This is a genomic window from Paenibacillus sp. WG02 (genome assembly GCF_055396115.1).
The window spans coordinates 8,035,688-8,052,500 of record NZ_AP036016.1 but is presented as its reverse complement, the minus strand read 5'-3'; the positions used below and the strand labels follow the sequence as shown (position 1 = coordinate 8,052,500).

12 protein-coding genes and 2 rRNA genes (1 of these 14 only partly in view) are annotated in these 16,813 nt (G+C 45.0%); 13 read left to right on the top strand and 1 reads right to left on the bottom strand.

The window, feature by feature from the left end; translation table 11 throughout:
* The 9 genes from ACBP55_RS36475 to pssA all read left to right on the top strand — a co-directional run.
* A 23S ribosomal RNA gene (locus tag ACBP55_RS36475) occupies positions 1-2,617 on the top strand; it begins 301 nt to the left of the window's first position.
* Positions 2,618-2,748: 131 nt separating this feature from the next.
* A 5S ribosomal RNA gene (gene rrf / locus ACBP55_RS36470) occupies positions 2,749-2,865 on the top strand.
* 547 nt (positions 2,866-3,412) lie between these two features.
* On the top strand, positions 3,413-3,874 hold the full coding sequence (locus ACBP55_RS36465; RefSeq protein ID WP_029196492.1) for a CtsR family transcriptional regulator: 462 nt from the start codon (positions 3,413-3,415) through the stop codon (positions 3,872-3,874).
* Positions 3,875-3,887: 13 nt separating this feature from the next.
* Positions 3,888-4,400, top strand: coding sequence for a UvrB/UvrC motif-containing protein (locus ACBP55_RS36460; protein ID WP_464648453.1), 513 nt, complete (start codon positions 3,888-3,890; stop codon positions 4,398-4,400).
* Positions 4,401-4,465: 65 nt separating this feature from the next.
* Entirely contained in the window at positions 4,466-5,485 is a 1,020-nt protein-coding gene (locus ACBP55_RS36455) for a protein arginine kinase (protein ID WP_051253568.1), read from the top strand.
* 60 nt (positions 5,486-5,545) lie between these two features.
* On the top strand, positions 5,546-7,987 hold the full coding sequence (gene clpC / locus ACBP55_RS36450) for an ATP-dependent protease ATP-binding subunit ClpC (protein ID WP_464648452.1): 2,442 nt from the start codon (positions 5,546-5,548) through the stop codon (positions 7,985-7,987).
* A 292-nt stretch (positions 7,988-8,279) separates the two neighbouring features.
* Positions 8,280-9,710, top strand: coding sequence for a DNA repair protein RadA (gene radA, locus ACBP55_RS36445; protein WP_464648451.1), 1,431 nt, complete (start codon positions 8,280-8,282; stop codon positions 9,708-9,710).
* A 448-nt stretch (positions 9,711-10,158) separates the two neighbouring features.
* A complete protein-coding gene (gene disA, locus ACBP55_RS36440; RefSeq protein ID WP_464653557.1) occupies positions 10,159-11,238 on the top strand; it encodes a DNA integrity scanning diadenylate cyclase DisA in 1,080 nt (359 codons plus the stop codon).
* 119 nt (positions 11,239-11,357) lie between these two features.
* Positions 11,358-12,107: a CDP-diacylglycerol--serine O-phosphatidyltransferase gene (gene pssA, locus ACBP55_RS36435; RefSeq protein ID WP_029196485.1), complete on the top strand. Its 750-nt coding sequence runs from the start codon at positions 11,358-11,360 to the stop codon at positions 12,105-12,107.
* Between the two features lie 75 nt (positions 12,108-12,182).
* Here pssA and ACBP55_RS36430 read toward each other — a convergent pair whose 3' ends face one another.
* Positions 12,183-12,578: a hypothetical protein gene (locus tag ACBP55_RS36430; protein ID WP_029196484.1), complete on the bottom strand. Its 396-nt coding sequence runs from the start codon at positions 12,576-12,578 to the stop codon at positions 12,183-12,185.
* Between the two features lie 155 nt (positions 12,579-12,733).
* Between ACBP55_RS36430 and ACBP55_RS36425 the strand changes: the two genes are divergently transcribed.
* The 4 genes from ACBP55_RS36425 to gltX all read left to right on the top strand — a co-directional run bounded on the left by ACBP55_RS36425 (position 12,734) and on the right by gltX (position 16,580).
* Positions 12,734-13,801, top strand: coding sequence for a PIN/TRAM domain-containing protein (locus ACBP55_RS36425; protein WP_464648450.1), 1,068 nt, complete (start codon positions 12,734-12,736; stop codon positions 13,799-13,801).
* A gap of 107 nt (positions 13,802-13,908) precedes the next feature.
* Complete coding sequence (gene ispD / locus ACBP55_RS36420; RefSeq protein ID WP_464648449.1) at positions 13,909-14,613, top strand: 2-C-methyl-D-erythritol 4-phosphate cytidylyltransferase; 705 nt, start codon at positions 13,909-13,911, stop codon at positions 14,611-14,613.
* On the top strand, positions 14,610-15,095 hold the full coding sequence (gene ispF, locus ACBP55_RS36415; RefSeq protein WP_464648448.1) for a 2-C-methyl-D-erythritol 2,4-cyclodiphosphate synthase: 486 nt from the start codon (positions 14,610-14,612) through the stop codon (positions 15,093-15,095). The genes ispD and ispF overlap by 4 nt, the downstream gene beginning before the upstream one ends.
* 30 nt (positions 15,096-15,125) lie before the next feature.
* Positions 15,126-16,580 carry a glutamate--tRNA ligase gene (gene gltX / locus ACBP55_RS36410; protein WP_464648447.1) on the top strand — a complete coding sequence of 485 codons (1,455 nt, stop codon included), beginning with the start codon at positions 15,126-15,128 and terminating at the stop codon, positions 16,578-16,580.
* The last annotated feature ends 233 nt before the right edge of the window (positions 16,581-16,813 follow it).

Below are 16,813 nucleotides of genomic sequence, written 5' to 3'. Positions count from 1 at the left end.
AGGACCTCGATATGGGGTTAGTTCGGTAGGCGAAGTGATCTGGAAAGGTCCGGCATAGAAGGTAAAAGCCCTGTAGCTTAAATCGAACGAAACCCCTAGAGGTATCCTGAGTACGGCGGGTCACGTGAAACCCCGTCGGAATCCGGCAGGACCATCTGCCAAGGCTAAATACTCCCTAGTGACCGATAGTGAAGCAGTACCGTGAGGGAAAGGTGAAAAGCACCGCGGAAGCGGAGTGAAAAAGAACCTGAAACCGTGTGCTTACAAAAAGTCAGAGCACTCTTTATGTGTGATGGCGTGCCTTTTGTAGAATGAACCGGCGAGTTACGTTCCCGTGCGAGGTTAAGTTGAAAAGACGGAGCCGCAGCGAAAGCGAGTCTGAATAGGGCGCTTTAGTACGTGGACGTAGACCCGAAACCGTGTGATCTACCCCTGTCCAGGGTGAAGGTGAGGTAACACTCACTGGAGGCCCGAACCCACGCATGTTGAAAAATGCGGGGATGAGGTGGGGGTAGCGGAGAAATTCCAATCGAACTCGGAGATAGCTGGTTCTCCCCGAAATAGCTTTAGGGCTAGCCTCGGATGTTGAGTTGTGGAGGTAAAGCACTGATTGGGTGCGGGGCCCGCCAAGGGTTACCAAGTCCAGTCAAACTCTGAATGCCACAAACTTAAATCCGGGAGTCAGACAGTGAGTGCTAAGATCCATTGTCAAAAGGGAAACAGCCCAGACCATCAGCTAAGGTCCCCAAGTGTGTGTTAAGTGGGAAAGGATGTGGAGTTGCACAGACAACCAGGATGTTGGCTTAGAAGCAGCCACCATTGAAAGAGTGCGTAATAGCTCACTGGTCGAGTGACTCTGCGCCGAAAATGTAACGGGGCTAAACACGCCACCGAAGCTATGGCTTGCACTATGTGCATGGGTAGGGGAGCGTTGTATGTACGTTGAATTCTGACCGTAAGGACAGGTGGAGCGCATACAAGTGAGAATGCCGGTATAAGTAACGAAAAGATCAGTGAGAATCTGATCCGCCGAAAACCTAAGGGTTCCTGAGGAAGGCTCGTCCGCTCAGGGTAAGTCGGGACCTAAGGCGAGGCCGAAAGGCGTAGTCGATGGACAACAGGTGGAAATTCCTGTACCACCGTAGCCGTTATGAGCGATGGAGTGACGCAGAAGGATAGTGACGCGAGCTGATGGATGCTCGTCCAAGCAGTGAGGCTGGTTAGTAGGCAAATCCGCTAACCGTTAAGGCTGGGCTGTGATGGGGAGGGAAACTTTAAGTACCGAAGGTCATGAGTTCACACTGCCAAGAAAAGCTTCTAGCCAGGCGAAGGTGCCCGTACCGCAAACCGACACAGGTGGGTGAGAAGAGAATTCTAAGGCGCGCGGAAGAACTCTCGTTAAGGAACTCGGCAAAATGACCCCGTAACTTCGGGAGAAGGGGTGCCTCGGTAGGGTGAATAGCCCGAGGGGGCCGCAGTGAAAAGGCCCAAGCGACTGTTTAGCAAAAACACAGGTCTGTGCGAAGCCGCAAGGCGAAGTATACGGGCTGACGCCTGCCCGGTGCTGGAAGGTTAAGAGGAGTGGTTAGGGGTTAAACCCGAAGCTATGAATTGAAGCCCCAGTAAACGGCGGCCGTAACTATAACGGTCCTAAGGTAGCGAAATTCCTTGTCAGGTAAATTCTGACCCGCACGAATGGCGTAACGACTTGGGCGCTGTCTCAACGAGAGATCCGGTGAAATTTTAATACCTGTGAAGATGCAGGTTACCCGCGACAAGACGGAAAGACCCCATGGAGCTTTACTGCAGCTTGATATTGGACTTTGGTACGATCTGTACAGGATAGGTGGGAGCCTTTGAAGCCTGAGCGCCAGCTTGGGTGGAGGCGCCGTTGGGATACCACCCTGATCGTATCGGAGTTCTAACCTGGTACCGTAATCCGGTATGGGGACAGTGTCAGGTGGGCAGTTTGACTGGGGCGGTCGCCTCCTAAAATGTAACGGAGGCGTTTAAAGGTTCCCTCAGAATGGTTGGAAATCATTCGCAGAGTGCAAAGGCATAAGGGAGCTTGACTGCGAGACCTACAAGTCGAGCAGGGACGAAAGTCGGACTTAGTGATCCGGTGGTACCGAATGGAAGGGCCATCGCTCAACGGATAAAAGCTACCCTGGGGATAACAGGCTTATCTCCCCCAAGAGTCCACATCGACGGGGAGGTTTGGCACCTCGATGTCGGCTCATCGCATCCTGGGGCTGAAGTAGGTCCCAAGGGTTGGGCTGTTCGCCCATTAAAGCGGTACGCGAGCTGGGTTCAGAACGTCGTGAGACAGTTCGGTCCCTATCTGTCGCGGGCGTAGGAAATTTGAGAGGAGCTGTCCTTAGTACGAGAGGACCGGGATGGACGTACCGCTGGTGTACCAGTTGTCTCGCCAGAGGCATCGCTGGGTAGCTATGTACGGAGGGGATAAGCGCTGAAAGCATCTAAGCGCGAAGCCCCCCTCAAGATGAGATTTCCCAGTATGTAAGACCCCTTGTAGACGACGAGGTTGATAGGTTCGAGGTGGAAGTGCAGCAATGCATGCAGCTGACGAATACTAATCGGTCGAGGGCTTAACCAATTCCCAACCAAGTGAAGATAAGCTTTGTAGTGAATTCCGAATACTTGATTGGGGCCCAGAAAACCTAAGCAATTCAAACCTTTACGCAAGTTTCGTATCTAGTTTTCAAGGCGCAAACCACGCTTTGACTGTTTGGTGATGATGGCGGAGGGGACCCACGCGTTCCCATCTCGAACACGACCGTTAAGCCCTCCAGCGTCGATGGTACTTGAACCGCAGGGTTCTGGGAGAGTAGAACGTTGCCAAGCACACTGAAGAACCTTATGAGGAGAATTCCTCATAAGGTTTTTTGCTGTTTAACGGGAGAACCTCCCGTTAAATACGCCATTTCCGCAGACAAGTTAACACTAACAGGAAAACCTTCAGCTAATTATGCTTATTTCGCCGAAAGTCTAAGAAAACGCCAAATTACATGGAGCTTTTCCCGTTAACCACACATTTCTCCCTATCGCACTCCAAATTAGCAGGAGGCTTTCCTGTTAATTGAAAATGCCCATTCGAGTAGATGCATGGTACTAAGTAAAATCCGCACGCGTCAGAATATACCCGATCATTTGCTCCTGCCCCTCATGAAGAGCCTTTTTGAGAGAAATCTCAAGAAGGCTTTTTTGTTTTTATTTCGAATAAAACTGTAGGTAAGGTCAACAATAGTAAGGTTCACTTTTGGATATCGGATCATTAAGGATTGGATTTTAAGAGCAGTACTTGTCAAAAAGAAAGGAAATGATTATAATCTAGTTAAGGTCAAAGAAAGTCAAAGTCAATTTACTTCTGGCAATCTGGGAGGACGAATTGATGCGCAACGTATCAGAAATTATTGAGCAGTATTTAAAACATGTCTTGCAGCAGAGTTCCGAAGGGGCCATTGAGATTCAACGCAATGATCTAGCTGATCAGTTCCAATGTGTGCCTTCCCAAATTAATTATGTGATCAGTACAAGGTTTACCTTGGAAAAAGGTTACATTGTGGAAAGCAAGCGCGGCGGTGGTGGATACATACGTATCCAAAAAATCGAGCTCAAGAGTCACGGGTCCATTTTAGACCACATTTTTCGCACGATTCATACGCACATTGATCAAGTCACTTCAGAAGGACTCGTATACCAACTGCAGGAAGGCCATTATATTTCAACACGAGAAGCTAACCTGATTCGGGCCGCAATTTCGAGAGATGTGTTGACCTTCAAGCTCCCGCTGCGCGATGAAATTCGGGCTAAGATTCTTAAAGCAATGCTGATATCCTTGCTTAGCAGATGAGGAGGCATATGAAATGATTTGTCAGGAATGCGGGAAACGACCGGCGACTCTTCATTTTACAAAGATTGTGAATGGAGACAAGAACGAGTTCCACATTTGTGAGAATTGCGCTCGTGAAAAGGGCGAAATGATTCCAGGAACATCCAACGGATTTTCGATTCACAATCTGTTATCAGGATTACTTGATTTCGAACCATCATCGCTATCCGCTGCAAAGTCTCAGGCGATCCGTTGTGAGAACTGTGGCCTTACGTATTCTCAGTTTAGTAAATTAGGACGTTTTGGTTGCGGATCTTGCTATCAAAGCTTTTCAGAAAAGTTAGATCCTCTCTTCAAAAGAGTGCATGGAAATATCGTTCACGTTGGGAAAGTGCCTAAGCGAAGTGGTGGCATCATCCAATGTAAACGGGAAATTGATACGCTCAAGAAGGATATGATGACCTGTATCGAACAAGAAGAGTTCGAACAGGCTGCAAAGATTCGTGATCAAATTCGTGAAATTGAGAAGAAAATTGCGGGTATGTGAGTTTGTAAGGAGGTGTGAATCCAGTGACATCACAGCGGTTTACAGCAGATGCATTAAGCGAATGGATGAAGGGCGAAGGGCCTGAGTCGGATATCGTCATCAGTAGTCGGATCCGCATTGCTCGCAACCTTAGGGACTACCCTTATCCCATGCTAGCGACAAATCAACAATCACAAGAAGTGCTGGATCATTTGTCCGGTGTGCTTGAAAATGATGAGTTGGAGACGATAAGCAATTTTTCGCTCATTCCGTTATCCGATCTCAATGAGCTTGAACGAATGGTTCTAGTAGAAAAGCATTTAATTAGTCCTAATTTAGCTAACGAGTCCAGGAATGGCGCCGTTATTTTAAGCGAAAATGAATCCATCAGTATTATGATCAACGAAGAGGATCATCTTCGCATACAATGTTTATGTCCCGGTTTTCAGATTAAAGAAGTATGGGATTTGGCGAACCAAATCGATGATATTTTTGAAACACAGCTGGATTATGGGTATGACGAAAAAAGGGGCTACTTAACAAGCTGCCCTACGAATGTCGGTACCGGGATCCGCGCTTCGGTGATGATGCATTTACCGGCGCTAGTGCTAAGCCAACAAATTAATCGGATTTTATCAGCTGTTACGCAAGTTGGGTTGACAGTTAGAGGATTATACGGGGAAGGCAGCGAAGCTTTAGGAAATCTGTTTCAAATATCGAATCAAATTACGCTTGGCCAATCCGAAGATGAGATTATTGATAATTTACACAGTGTAGCACGGCAAATTATAGAGCATGAACGTGCTGCGAGACATAAGCTGATTCAAGAGTCCCGAATGCGGATAATAGATCGTGTGAACCGTTCATTAGGTATTTTGTCATATGCGGGAATCATGGATTCGAAGGAAGCCGCGCAGCGTTTATCAGATGTGAGACTTGGCATTGATCTTGGAATAATCAACAACGTTTCATCGAATGTTTTGAATGAGCTGTTGGTGATGACGCAGCCTGGTTTTCTTCAACAATATGCCGGTGAGAAATTGAATGCCGAAGAGCGAGATATACGCAGGGCAGAGTTGATACGCGAAAGATTTGGTAGGGTTTAAGAAAGATAAGATTCATCCTTTAGGATTTCCATAGATATACTAATTTTGGAGGTGTTCTCTATGATGTTTGGAAGATTTACGGAACGTGCGCAGAAGGTTCTCTCTCTTGCTCAAGAAGAAGCTGTTCGTTTAGGGCATAACAATATTGGTACGGAACACATTTTACTTGGTCTAATTCGTGAAGGGGAAGGTATTGCCGCTAAAGCGCTCGTTGCTTTGGGCTTAGGTCTTGAGAAAATTCAAGACGAAGTGGAGTCACTGATTGGCAGAGGACAAGAGCAGCCTACCAACATTGCGTATACACCTAGAGCGAAGAAGGTCATTGAGCTTTCGATGGATGAAGCGAGAAAATTAGGTCACACGTACGTGGGGACTGAACATATTTTACTCGGGCTTATTCGCGAAGGAGAAGGTGTTGCGGCAAGAGTCCTTAATAACTTAGGTGTCTCTTTGAATAAAGCACGTCAACAAGTCCTTCAATTGCTTGGAAGCAGCGAGACCGTGTCACCAAGTCATGGTAGTAATCCGAATGTGAACACGCCTACATTGGATGGTTTAGCACGCGATTTGACGGCGTATGCCAAAGAAGGTCATTTGGATCCAGTGATTGGGCGCAGCAAAGAAATTGAGCGTGTTATTCAAGTGTTAAGCCGCAGAACGAAGAACAATCCGGTACTGATCGGTGAGCCAGGTGTTGGTAAAACAGCGATTGCGGAAGGTCTTGCACAGAAAATTATAAACAATGAAATTCCCGAAACGTTGAAGGATAAAAGGGTAATGACCCTCGATATGGGATCTGTTGTAGCAGGGACTAAGTATCGCGGCGAGTTTGAAGACCGTCTCAAAAAGATCATGGACGAAATTCGTCAAGCCGGAAATATCGTACTATTCATTGATGAGCTTCACACATTGATTGGTGCTGGCGGAGCTGAAGGTGCAATTGATGCCTCCAACATCCTTAAACCGGCACTAGCTAGAGGCGAGCTGCAATGTATTGGTGCTACAACGTTGGATGAATATCGTAAGTATATTGAAAAAGATGCCGCATTAGAGCGTCGTTTCCAACCGATTACAGTAGATCAACCATCACCTGAAGAAGCAATTCAAATTCTTTATGGACTTCGTGATCGCTATGAAGCTCATCACCGTGTGAAAATTACGGATGCTGCGATCCAAGAAGCTGTTAAGCTTTCTGATCGTTACATTACGGATCGTTTCTTACCAGATAAAGCAATCGATTTGATCGATGAGGCGAGCTCCAAAGTAAGACTACGTTCTTACACAACGCCACCTTCATTGAAACAGCTTGAGAGCAAGCTGGATAACATCCGTAAGGAGAAAGATGCAGCGGTTCAAAGTCAAGAATTCGAGAAAGCAGCTGGACTTCGTGATACGGAGCAGAAGCTTCGCGAAGAGCTGGATACAACGAAGAATGATTGGAAAGAGAAGCAAGGTCGTTTGGACACAGAAGTAACACCAGATGATATCGCGCAAATTGTGGCGAGCTGGACAGGAATTCCGGTAAGTAAACTTGCTGAAGAAGAAACAGAGCGTCTGCTCAAAATGGAAGATATTCTTCATGAGCGTGTCATTGGCCAAGAAGAAGCTGTTAAAGCGGTAAGCCGTGCAATTCGCCGCGCTAGAGCAGGTCTGAAAGATCCGAAGCGTCCAATGGGCTCTTTCATATTCCTCGGACCAACGGGTGTTGGTAAAACCGAATTAGCACGTGCATTAGCAGAATCTCTATTCGGTGATGATAACGCTGTAGTCCGAATTGATATGTCGGAATACATGGAGAAGCACTCGACTTCCAGATTAGTAGGGGCGCCTCCGGGTTACGTTGGATACGAAGAGGGCGGTCAACTTACCGAGAAAGTTCGCCGTAAGCCATACTCGGTTGTACTGCTCGATGAGATCGAGAAAGCACATCCAGAAGTGTTCAACATTCTATTGCAAGTGCTGGAAGATGGTCGTTTAACAGATTCCAAAGGACGCACGGTTGATTTCCGCAACACATTGATTATTATGACATCCAATGTTGGCGCGGATATGATTAAGAAAAATTCTTCGCTTGGCTTTACGGCTGCTGTTGATGCAGGTAGAGATTACACCAATATGAAGGATAAAGTAATGGGCGAGCTCAAGAAAAGCTTCCGTCCCGAGTTTCTTAACCGTATCGATGAAATTATCGTGTTCCACTCCTTGGATGAAGCACATATCGCACAAATTGTCAGCCTGATGGCCGATGATCTACGCAAACGCTTGAAAGAGCAAGAGGTTGATTTCTTGCTAACAGACAAAGCAAAGGTATTCCTTGCCAAAGAAGGATTCGATCCGACTTACGGAGCGAGACCGCTGCGCAGAGCGATTCAGAAGCATATCGAGGATCGCTTGTCTGAGGAACTGCTCAGAGGCAATATTGCCAAAGGTGACTCTTTAACCATTGATGAGAAAGATGGCGAACTTGTCGTCCTGAAGGGCGAAGGCGTAGCCGCGAAATAATGAAAGCAAAGAAGCATTTTGCTCCATCCTACCTAGGGTGCAGCAAAATGCTTTTTATTTTTCCCCATCAAATGAGCCATTCGACATTATTCAGTAGCCGATAATAGCTCATTTGCTACTTTGAACGTAATAAAGTTTGTTAAAATAAATAATGTATCTCAAACAAACGGTATTATCCATGTTGATAAATATGTAAGAAATACATAAAAAAATGTATGATAGAACGGTGGATGCAGAAATAAAGGAAACCTTTGAAGAACTATTTGATTAATTGGGGAAGTGAATCTTAACTATGAAAAAGAAAACCATTTATAAATGTACCAGTTGTGGTCAAGAGCATCCAAAATGGCAAGGTTCGTGCAGTAGTTGTCGTGAGTGGAATACCCTTGAAGAAGATGATGTAATAAACGCTCCTAGTGGTGGTCAGAAGGGCATAAACAAAAAGAAGAATGTTATCATAAACCGTCTTACAGATACCGTATCCCAAAACAGTGATAGGATTGTTACCAAGTACAATGAATTTAATCGTGTAATGGGTGGAGGAATCGTTAAAGATTCTGTTACGATTATTACGGCTGTTCCAGGTGCGGGAAAATCCACACTCTTATTGCAAATATCAGATGATGTGGCAAAGCAAGGATTGAAAGTGCTGTATGCTTCAGGTGAAGAAAGTGATAGTCAGATAAAGAGAAGAGCAGAGCGAGTCTTGCAAGATATTCAAAAAAACGTTTGGGTTTATTCTGATAATAGTTTGAATAATGTCTTAGGTTGTATTGACCAAGTAGACCCTGACCTCATTATTATTGATAGTATTCAAACTTTTGTATTAGAAGAATATCCGCAAAGACCTGGCTCACCCACGCAGACGATGGAATGCGCGAATACTCTTTTAAAGGTCGCAAAAGATGCACAAAGACCAAGAGCCATTATAATGGTTGGGCAGATGACCAAAGATAACGAATTAGCTGGATTAAGAGCATTAGAACACTTGGTAGATGCTGTTCTTGTTCTTGAGGGGGAAGAAGGCGAGGAGCTAAAACAGCTATTTTCGACTAAAAATCGCTACGCCAGCACAGGAGAGCTTGGATTTTTCACAATGGGTGAGCAAGGATTGACACCTATTGATAATCCCTCAGAGTTCTTTATGACACAAAGAGACGAGAATGATGTAGTTAGTGGAAGTGCATTAACAGTCGTTAAAGAAGGCACAAGACCCATCATTTTGGAAATAGAAAGTTTGGTATCAACCACGTTCATGCCATACCCAAGCCGGATTGCTGAATGTTTAAAAAAGGACCATGTGAATACACTTATCAGCATCATGGAGCAAAGAGCCAATATCCCTCTTCATGATAAGAACGTGGTTGTTAAAACGACAGGCGGTATTCGTTTAAAAGAACAATCATCAAATTTAGCCGCGATAATGAGCATTGTATCTTCCTGCAAGAATCAAGGTATCCCAAATGATACTGTATTTATCGCAGATATTGGATTAACGGGTGAATTAAAAAAAGTACCTACGTTAGAACTAAGAATTAGAGAACTTGAAAGAATGGGTTTCAAACGTGTCTATGTTGCGCTCAATGGATTGAAAAGCACAACTACGTTTTCTACAATAAAGGTAATCCCATGTAAGACATTGAGCCAAGTCATCCACTCTGTATTTGGCACTTCTTCTAAAGGCAAAGAGGAGAAGGCACCTTGGGATGAGGAAGATAATTAGACAACAGCTATTGTTGAGCGTAATAGACTTCAAGTTAAACGGAGTGTGACCTACATAAAAAAGTTACACATATCGACTCCTGCCAATTTAAGTATTTAGATTGAATGATAAAGTTTCGAACTTAGTAATAAACTAAACTGGTTATCCTAAGAAAATTAGAACTGTTCTTTCGTTATATACAACTTCTTTTAAAGAAATGAATTTTCCGTTATACTTAGTTGTAAGGATTTAGCAATTTGACTCTATCCAGTCATACAATTCGGATTAAGGGTGTTAAGTTGGATCAAAGCAGCATGAATTTCGAATCTGAAATGTATTATATACGTAGAAGGATGGATACATCCGCCTAGTATGGAGATTATCGGAGTGAACACGGTAGCAGAGGCATTGAAAGCGGCACTGGGTTAACTCGTGGTCATTCAACCTGCAAGCCTTCAGGAGGAAAATGATGAGCAAAGAAGAGATAAAGCGAGACGTCATGAGCCAATTGCTGCAAATGGTAGCACCTGGTACACCGTTCCGTGATGGGTTAGAGAATGTCCTACGCGCCAAAACGGGTGGACTTATTGTAGTTGGATATAGTGCGGAAGTAATGGAAATCGTGGATGGCGGTTTTTCCATAGATTGTGACTTTTCTCCCAATTATTTATATGAGCTTGCCAAAATGGATGGCGCGATTATCCTTAGTGAGGATATCAAACGCATCCTATATGCGAACACACAATTAATCCCTGATTCCTCGATCTCATCCTCGGAGACGGGAATTAGGCATAGGACAGCCGAACGAGTTGCGAAGCAAACAAATAAATTGGTTGTTTCGATTTCACAGCGGCGTAATGTAATAACGCTTTATCAAGGTAATTTGCGTTACGCGTTGAAGGATATTGGTGTCATCCTGACCAAGGCGAATCAAGCGATCCAGACGTTGGAGCGTTACAAAGTCGTGCTGGATCAGTCGCTGACCAATCTAAGCGCATCCGAATTTGAGGAATTGGTTACCCTGCACGATGTTACCAATGTCATTGCCCGGTTTGAGATGGTGCTGCGTATTAAAGCAGAGATTAATCGATACATTAATGAGCTCGGGAATGAAGGCCGCCTTATTAGCATGCAGCTGGAAGAACTTGTTGGGAATGCGGAACTTGAAGCGCGTTTGATCGTAAAAGATTATGTACGTGATTTATCGGAAGACCGCGTCAAAGAAATGCAAGCAGGCTTAAAGCGGTTATCCTCGGATGAACTGCTGGAGCCCCACCAAATCATCCGATTGCTTGGATATCCGCATACGAATTCTATTGCTGAAGAACCGGTTTCTCCTCGAGGGTTCCGAATTTTAGGCAAAATTCCGCGGCTGCCATCTATTATTATTGCGAATCTGGTCGAAAAGTTTGGTTATTTGCCTCACATGATGATGGCGACAATTGAAGAATTAGATGAAGTTGACGGTATTGGCGAAGTGAGAGCCCGAGCCATTAAGGAAGGTCTCAAAAGAATTCAAGAACAAGTGTTCATTGACAGACATATTTAAACTAGATACAATCATAAAGTATCATTGTTGAGGTTTTGTTAAGTCAAGGCAGTTTTATTGGTCGAGGTTTTATTAAGTCGAGATTAGGGTATAGTAAATCCAGAGGTGGACAAAAACATATGTTAACGAAATCAATTCCCAGTCTTTTTACAGTAGGGAACTTATTCCTAGGTGTTCTGTCAATTATTCTTGCTTTCAGTGGTGAACATGGAATTGCAGCAGTACTTGTCATTGTCGCTATGTTGCTTGATGGACTTGACGGTCGTGTAGCCAGAGCTTTGAACGCGCAGAGTGAGTTCGGTAAAGAGTTAGATTCGCTGTCCGATGTCATTTCATTCGGTGTAGCACCAGCCTTTATCATGTATGTGGTTGCATTTAATGATCCGAATGTGATTAGTCCGGCATTTGCTTGGATTGTTACAGCGATCTTCCCGATTTGTGGAGCGCTCCGTTTAGCTCGTTTCAATGTCGTTGCTGGTACGCCTGGCTATTTCATCGGTCTTCCGATTCCAGCCGCAGGCGGTGTTCTTTGTACACTAGCGTTGTTTGTGAACGAAATTAATGTATATGTGTTGTTGGTAAGTACGATCCTGTTATCTTACTTGATGGTAAGTACAGTAAAGTATCCGAACTTCAAGAAAGCCGGTATTCCTAAAGCAGCTATTTGGATAACGCCAATTATTGTTGCCGTAGCAATTTTGATTGCTATCAAATGGCCGGAGTCGATTTCTAAAATGATTTTCGTACCTCTATTAGCCTACGCGCTATATGGCCTAAAAAAAAACGTTGATGGGTTCTTCATCCGTCTCCGGAGAAAGAACAAAAGACGCGGCATGGACGACACGAATTCAGTGAAATCGGACGTTTAACACAGGCTTCGAAAATAAAAAGCATTTATTTTCTTCTGATGATTCAGAGAGAAAATAAATGCTTTTTTTTCGTCTTCATGACATGTTGAAAAGTCCCAGTGTTGTGCATTTCTTCGATTCGTTCTCAACGACTTGCTCCAAATTAACGTCTAGGATGTTACTAAGTGCAGACATATAGAAGAGATTTCTACCTAGTTCCGTACTTACGACCTCGATGCATTGTTCACATAAGTGACCAGATACATGAGTGCCGAGCACTTCCTTGGCCTCATCCAAAGTCATCTCAGGATGATACTCTTGCTTGGCTGCATGAACCTGAATACATCCACATTCCGTAATAGATTTCACCACAGAACGATTAGTAGCTGCACCAGACTGTTGGAATTTGGATAAGACGTCAAGCAGACTTCGGTGACGGAGTAACAATTCAGATACTTGATCCTGAAACTGCTTTAAAGTCAAGGAGCTCATTCCATCCACCTCGGGTGTGTTGGTAACTTCCAATTTCATTATAAAGGAAGCCCTCTAATATTTCAATTTTCCATGTAAAGAAGTGATTAACGTTGGAGAAATTGGAACATAATTGTAATAAGGCTTAAAACAAGTTTGATTTAGGGGGTGAATCTGTGATGAGAAAATGGGTACAAATCATTTTGGCCATCATGGGTGGTAGTTTAGGTTATAGTTGGAGTGATTCGATCCTTCGAAAGACATTGCTAATGAGTGATGCGGGACAAGTTATTTGGATTAATAGTTTATGCGCAGTAGGTATGTTCTTCCTTTCGTCATGGGTTGCAAGTCAAGGAATGAAACTGCTTATGAGAGGCGAAAAGAATGTAGCGGATATCCCGGTGTCCGATTTACTCTCAGGTACATTAGGTTTAGTCATTGGACTGCTTATATCGGTATTGGTGTTCCCTGTCTTAGAGCAAGCGAAATGGGCTAGTCCCTTTTTACCGTTCATTGTCTCTGCGGTATTAGCTGTAATGGGTTTCCGTATCGGTTACAGCAAGAGGGAAGAGTTGGTTCAGATCATTGCTAAGAGCCGATCCACAGGCCCGGAGAAGCAGACGCACCGTCCTTATGAGGAGCATAAGATTCTCGACACGAGTGTCATTATTGATGGCAGGATCGCTGATATTTGCAAAACGGGATTCATTGAGGGAACTCTCGTTATTCCGGAATTTGTCTTGGAAGAGCTGCAGCACATTGCGGACTCGTCGGATTTACTCAAACGGAATCGCGGTCGGCGCGGTCTGGACATTTTGAACAAAATCCAAAAGGAACTTGAAGTGAAAGTGCTTATTTACGAAGGAGATTTCGAGGAAATATCTGAAGTGGACAGCAAGCTGGTCCGGCTCGCCAAAGTACTGCAAGGCAAAGTGATTACGAATGATTTTAATCTAAACAAAGTATGTGAATTGCAAGGTGTTTCGGTGCTCAATATCAACGACCTCGCGAATGCAGTGAAGCCTGTTGTCCTACCGGGTGAAGAAATCATAGTTCAAGTCATTAAGGATGGCAAGGAGCATGGACAAGGTGTAGCTTATCTGGACGACGGTACGATGATTGTGGTGGAAGGCGGGCGCGAATTCATCGGGATGACACTCGAAGTGATGGTCACAAGTGTTCTGCAGACGTCGGCGGGACGTATGATTTTCGCGAAACCGAAACTATTGGAAAAAGCACAGTAAAACCAGTATGATAAGGAGATGTAACATAGCTCTTACTAGGTCGTTTATCCTTGGGTCTATGCTTACGAAGAAAGCTTTCTTTCAGAAAGCACTTAGTTGGAGGACTTATGGGGAAGCTAGGAGTTATCATCGTGGCAGCGGGCAAGGGCTCGCGAATGGGAACGGCTGAAAGTAAACAATACTTACAACTGGGACACAAGCCAATTCTGGTACATACCTTGCAATTATTTCAAAACATACATGAAGTGGATGAAATTATTCTCGTTGTTGGGGGAACGGATGTAGATCGCTGTAGAGGCTATGTACAGGACTACGCTCTATCCAAGGTCACTCGTGTGCTAGCGGGAGGCGCTGAACGTCAAGATTCCGTTAGATGGGGTCTGGACTCCTTACAGAAGGATACAACGTGGGTACTCGTTCATGACGGTGTTAGGCCTTTCGTGAAAAAAGAACATGTGTTCGATTGCCTTATGAAAGCGCAAGAACAGGATGCAGCTGTACTGGCCGTACCTGTTAAGGACACGATCAAAATCGTAGATACCGAGAAACGAATTCAATCTACACCGGATAGACGAAGCTTGTGGGCGATCCAAACGCCGCAAGCTTTTCGGTTTTCTCTTCTACAGGAAGCGCATGAACGAGCTCTTCAGGATGATTTCATGGGGACAGATGATGCAATGCTGGTGGAACGGATAGGAACGACGGTGCATGTGGTCGAAGGGGACTATTATAATATTAAGATTACGACACCGGAAGATTTGCCATGGGCAGAATGGATATTACATAACGTAAGGGGAGAGGGACAGCTATGATTCGCGTAGGACAAGGATTTGATGTTCATCAATTGGTGGAAGGCCGCAAGTGCATTATTGGAGGCGTGACGATTCCTTATGAAAAAGGGCTGCTCGGGCACTCTGATGCCGATGTGCTGCTGCACGCTATTAGCGATGCTATTCTGGGTGCGCTAGGTTTAGGCGATATCGGGAAGCATTTCCCGGATACAGCTGCGGAGTTCAAGGATGCGGATAGTCTAGTACTGCTGAAGCATGTTTGGCAGCTGGCTAAAGACAGAGGGTATCGTCTTGGGAATATAGATTCCACCATTATTGCCCAGAAGCCAAAGATGGCGCCTTACATTCCGCAAATGGCAGAAATTATTGCAGCTGCGCTTGATGCTAAGCTGGATCAAATAAATGTAAAAGCGACGACAACGGAACAGCTTGGTTTCACGGGTCGAGGCGAAGGAATTGCTGCGCAATCGGTTGTTTGTTTAATTCGAGATGTGCTAGAATAGCAGGTAATATTGGGGAGAAGAGGGACACACATGAATCAGCCTTTACGTGTGCGTTATGCACCTAGTCCGACTGGACATTTACATATTGGCGGTGCTCGTACAGCACTGTTTGATTATTTATTGGCGCGTCGCCATGGCGGTGCGTTCGTTGTTCGTTTTGAAGACACGGATCAAACTCGTCACAAAGAATCCGGAATTGAAGATCAGTTGAACGGTCTTAGATGGCTTGGCTTAGAGTGGGACGAGAGCGTAGATATCGGAGGTCCTTACGGTCCTTATCGTCAGATGGAGCGACTGGATATTTATCAGACGTATCTCGATCAATTGGTTCAGAGCGGCCATGCGTACCATTGCTATTGCTCGGAAGCCGATTTGGAGCAGGAGCGGGCAGAGCAAGAAGCACGCGGAGAAATGGGTGGTTATTCAGGGAAATGCCGTAACTTAACAACTGAGCAGATTGCTGCTTATCAAGCTGAAGGACGTAAGCCTTCCATTCGTTTCCGTGTTCCAGAAGACCGGATTATCGGCTTCGAGGACAAGGTGCGCGAGCGTGTTGAATTTGAATCCAATGGGATTGGCGATTTCATCATTGCACGTACGGATGGCATTCCAACCTATAACTTTGCTGTCATTGTGGACGATCATTTGATGAAAATCAATCTGGTTATTCGCGGTGAGGAGCATCTGTCCAATACACCAAGACAAATTCTCATGTACGAAGCACTGGGACTTCCTGTGCCTGACTTTGCTCATTTGGCGCTTATTTTAAATCCTGATCGTAAAAAAATGAGTAAACGGGATGAATCCATCATTCAGTTTATCGAACAGTACAAAGAGCTAGGCTATTTGCCTGAAGCTGTTGTTAACTTCATTGCCCTGCTCGGTTGGTCTCCTGGCGGCGAAGAGGAAATGTTCACGAAGGAAGAACTTATTGCCCAGTTTGACCTGGATCGCGTATCCAAGAGTCCGGCTGTGTTTGATATGGATAAATTGAATTGGATGAACAATGCTTATTTGAAAAAGGCGCCTCTCTCCCGAGTGGTCGAGTTATGCGTGCCTCATCTGCAAAAGGCTGGGTACATCCAAGGTGATTTGGATACGGCAGCTCAAGAGTGGGTAACGGCTCTCGTAGGCCTCAATCAAGAGAGAATGCGTTTCGCGGCTGAGATCGTCGAACTATCTAGTATCTTCTTCAAAGAAGAGCTGGTTATCGACGAGGAAACTTCGGCTGTATTGAAAGAGGAGCATGTGCCTGTTGTGCTAGCTAGCTTCCTCACGCAAGTCGAACAAGCGGAAGACTTCACCGTAGAAGCTATCCCTGCTTTGCTTAAGCAAGTGCAGAAGGATACGGGCTTCAAAGGGAAACAATTGTTTATGTCGATTCGTTCTGCGCTAACAGGACAAGTGCACGGACCTGATTTAAATGTGTCTCTTTACTTACTTGGCAAAGAAAAAGTTGCCTCTCGTCTAAGGAACTTATTGTAATGCGGGTTTCTTTTCGCTATACTTAGTTCAATATCGAATGCAATGATCAGGAGAGTACGTTTAACTAGGGATTTATCAGAGAGGATAATCGAAGCCGCGAGGCTTTGGCTGTGAGTTATCCAATTCCTGTAATCGGAAATGCACCTGGGAGCTGCCGCGCCGAATACTCGTGAGAGTAGGGTAGGCGCAGCCGGAATACCCACGTTACGGGAACCTAAGTTGGGAGACTTCCG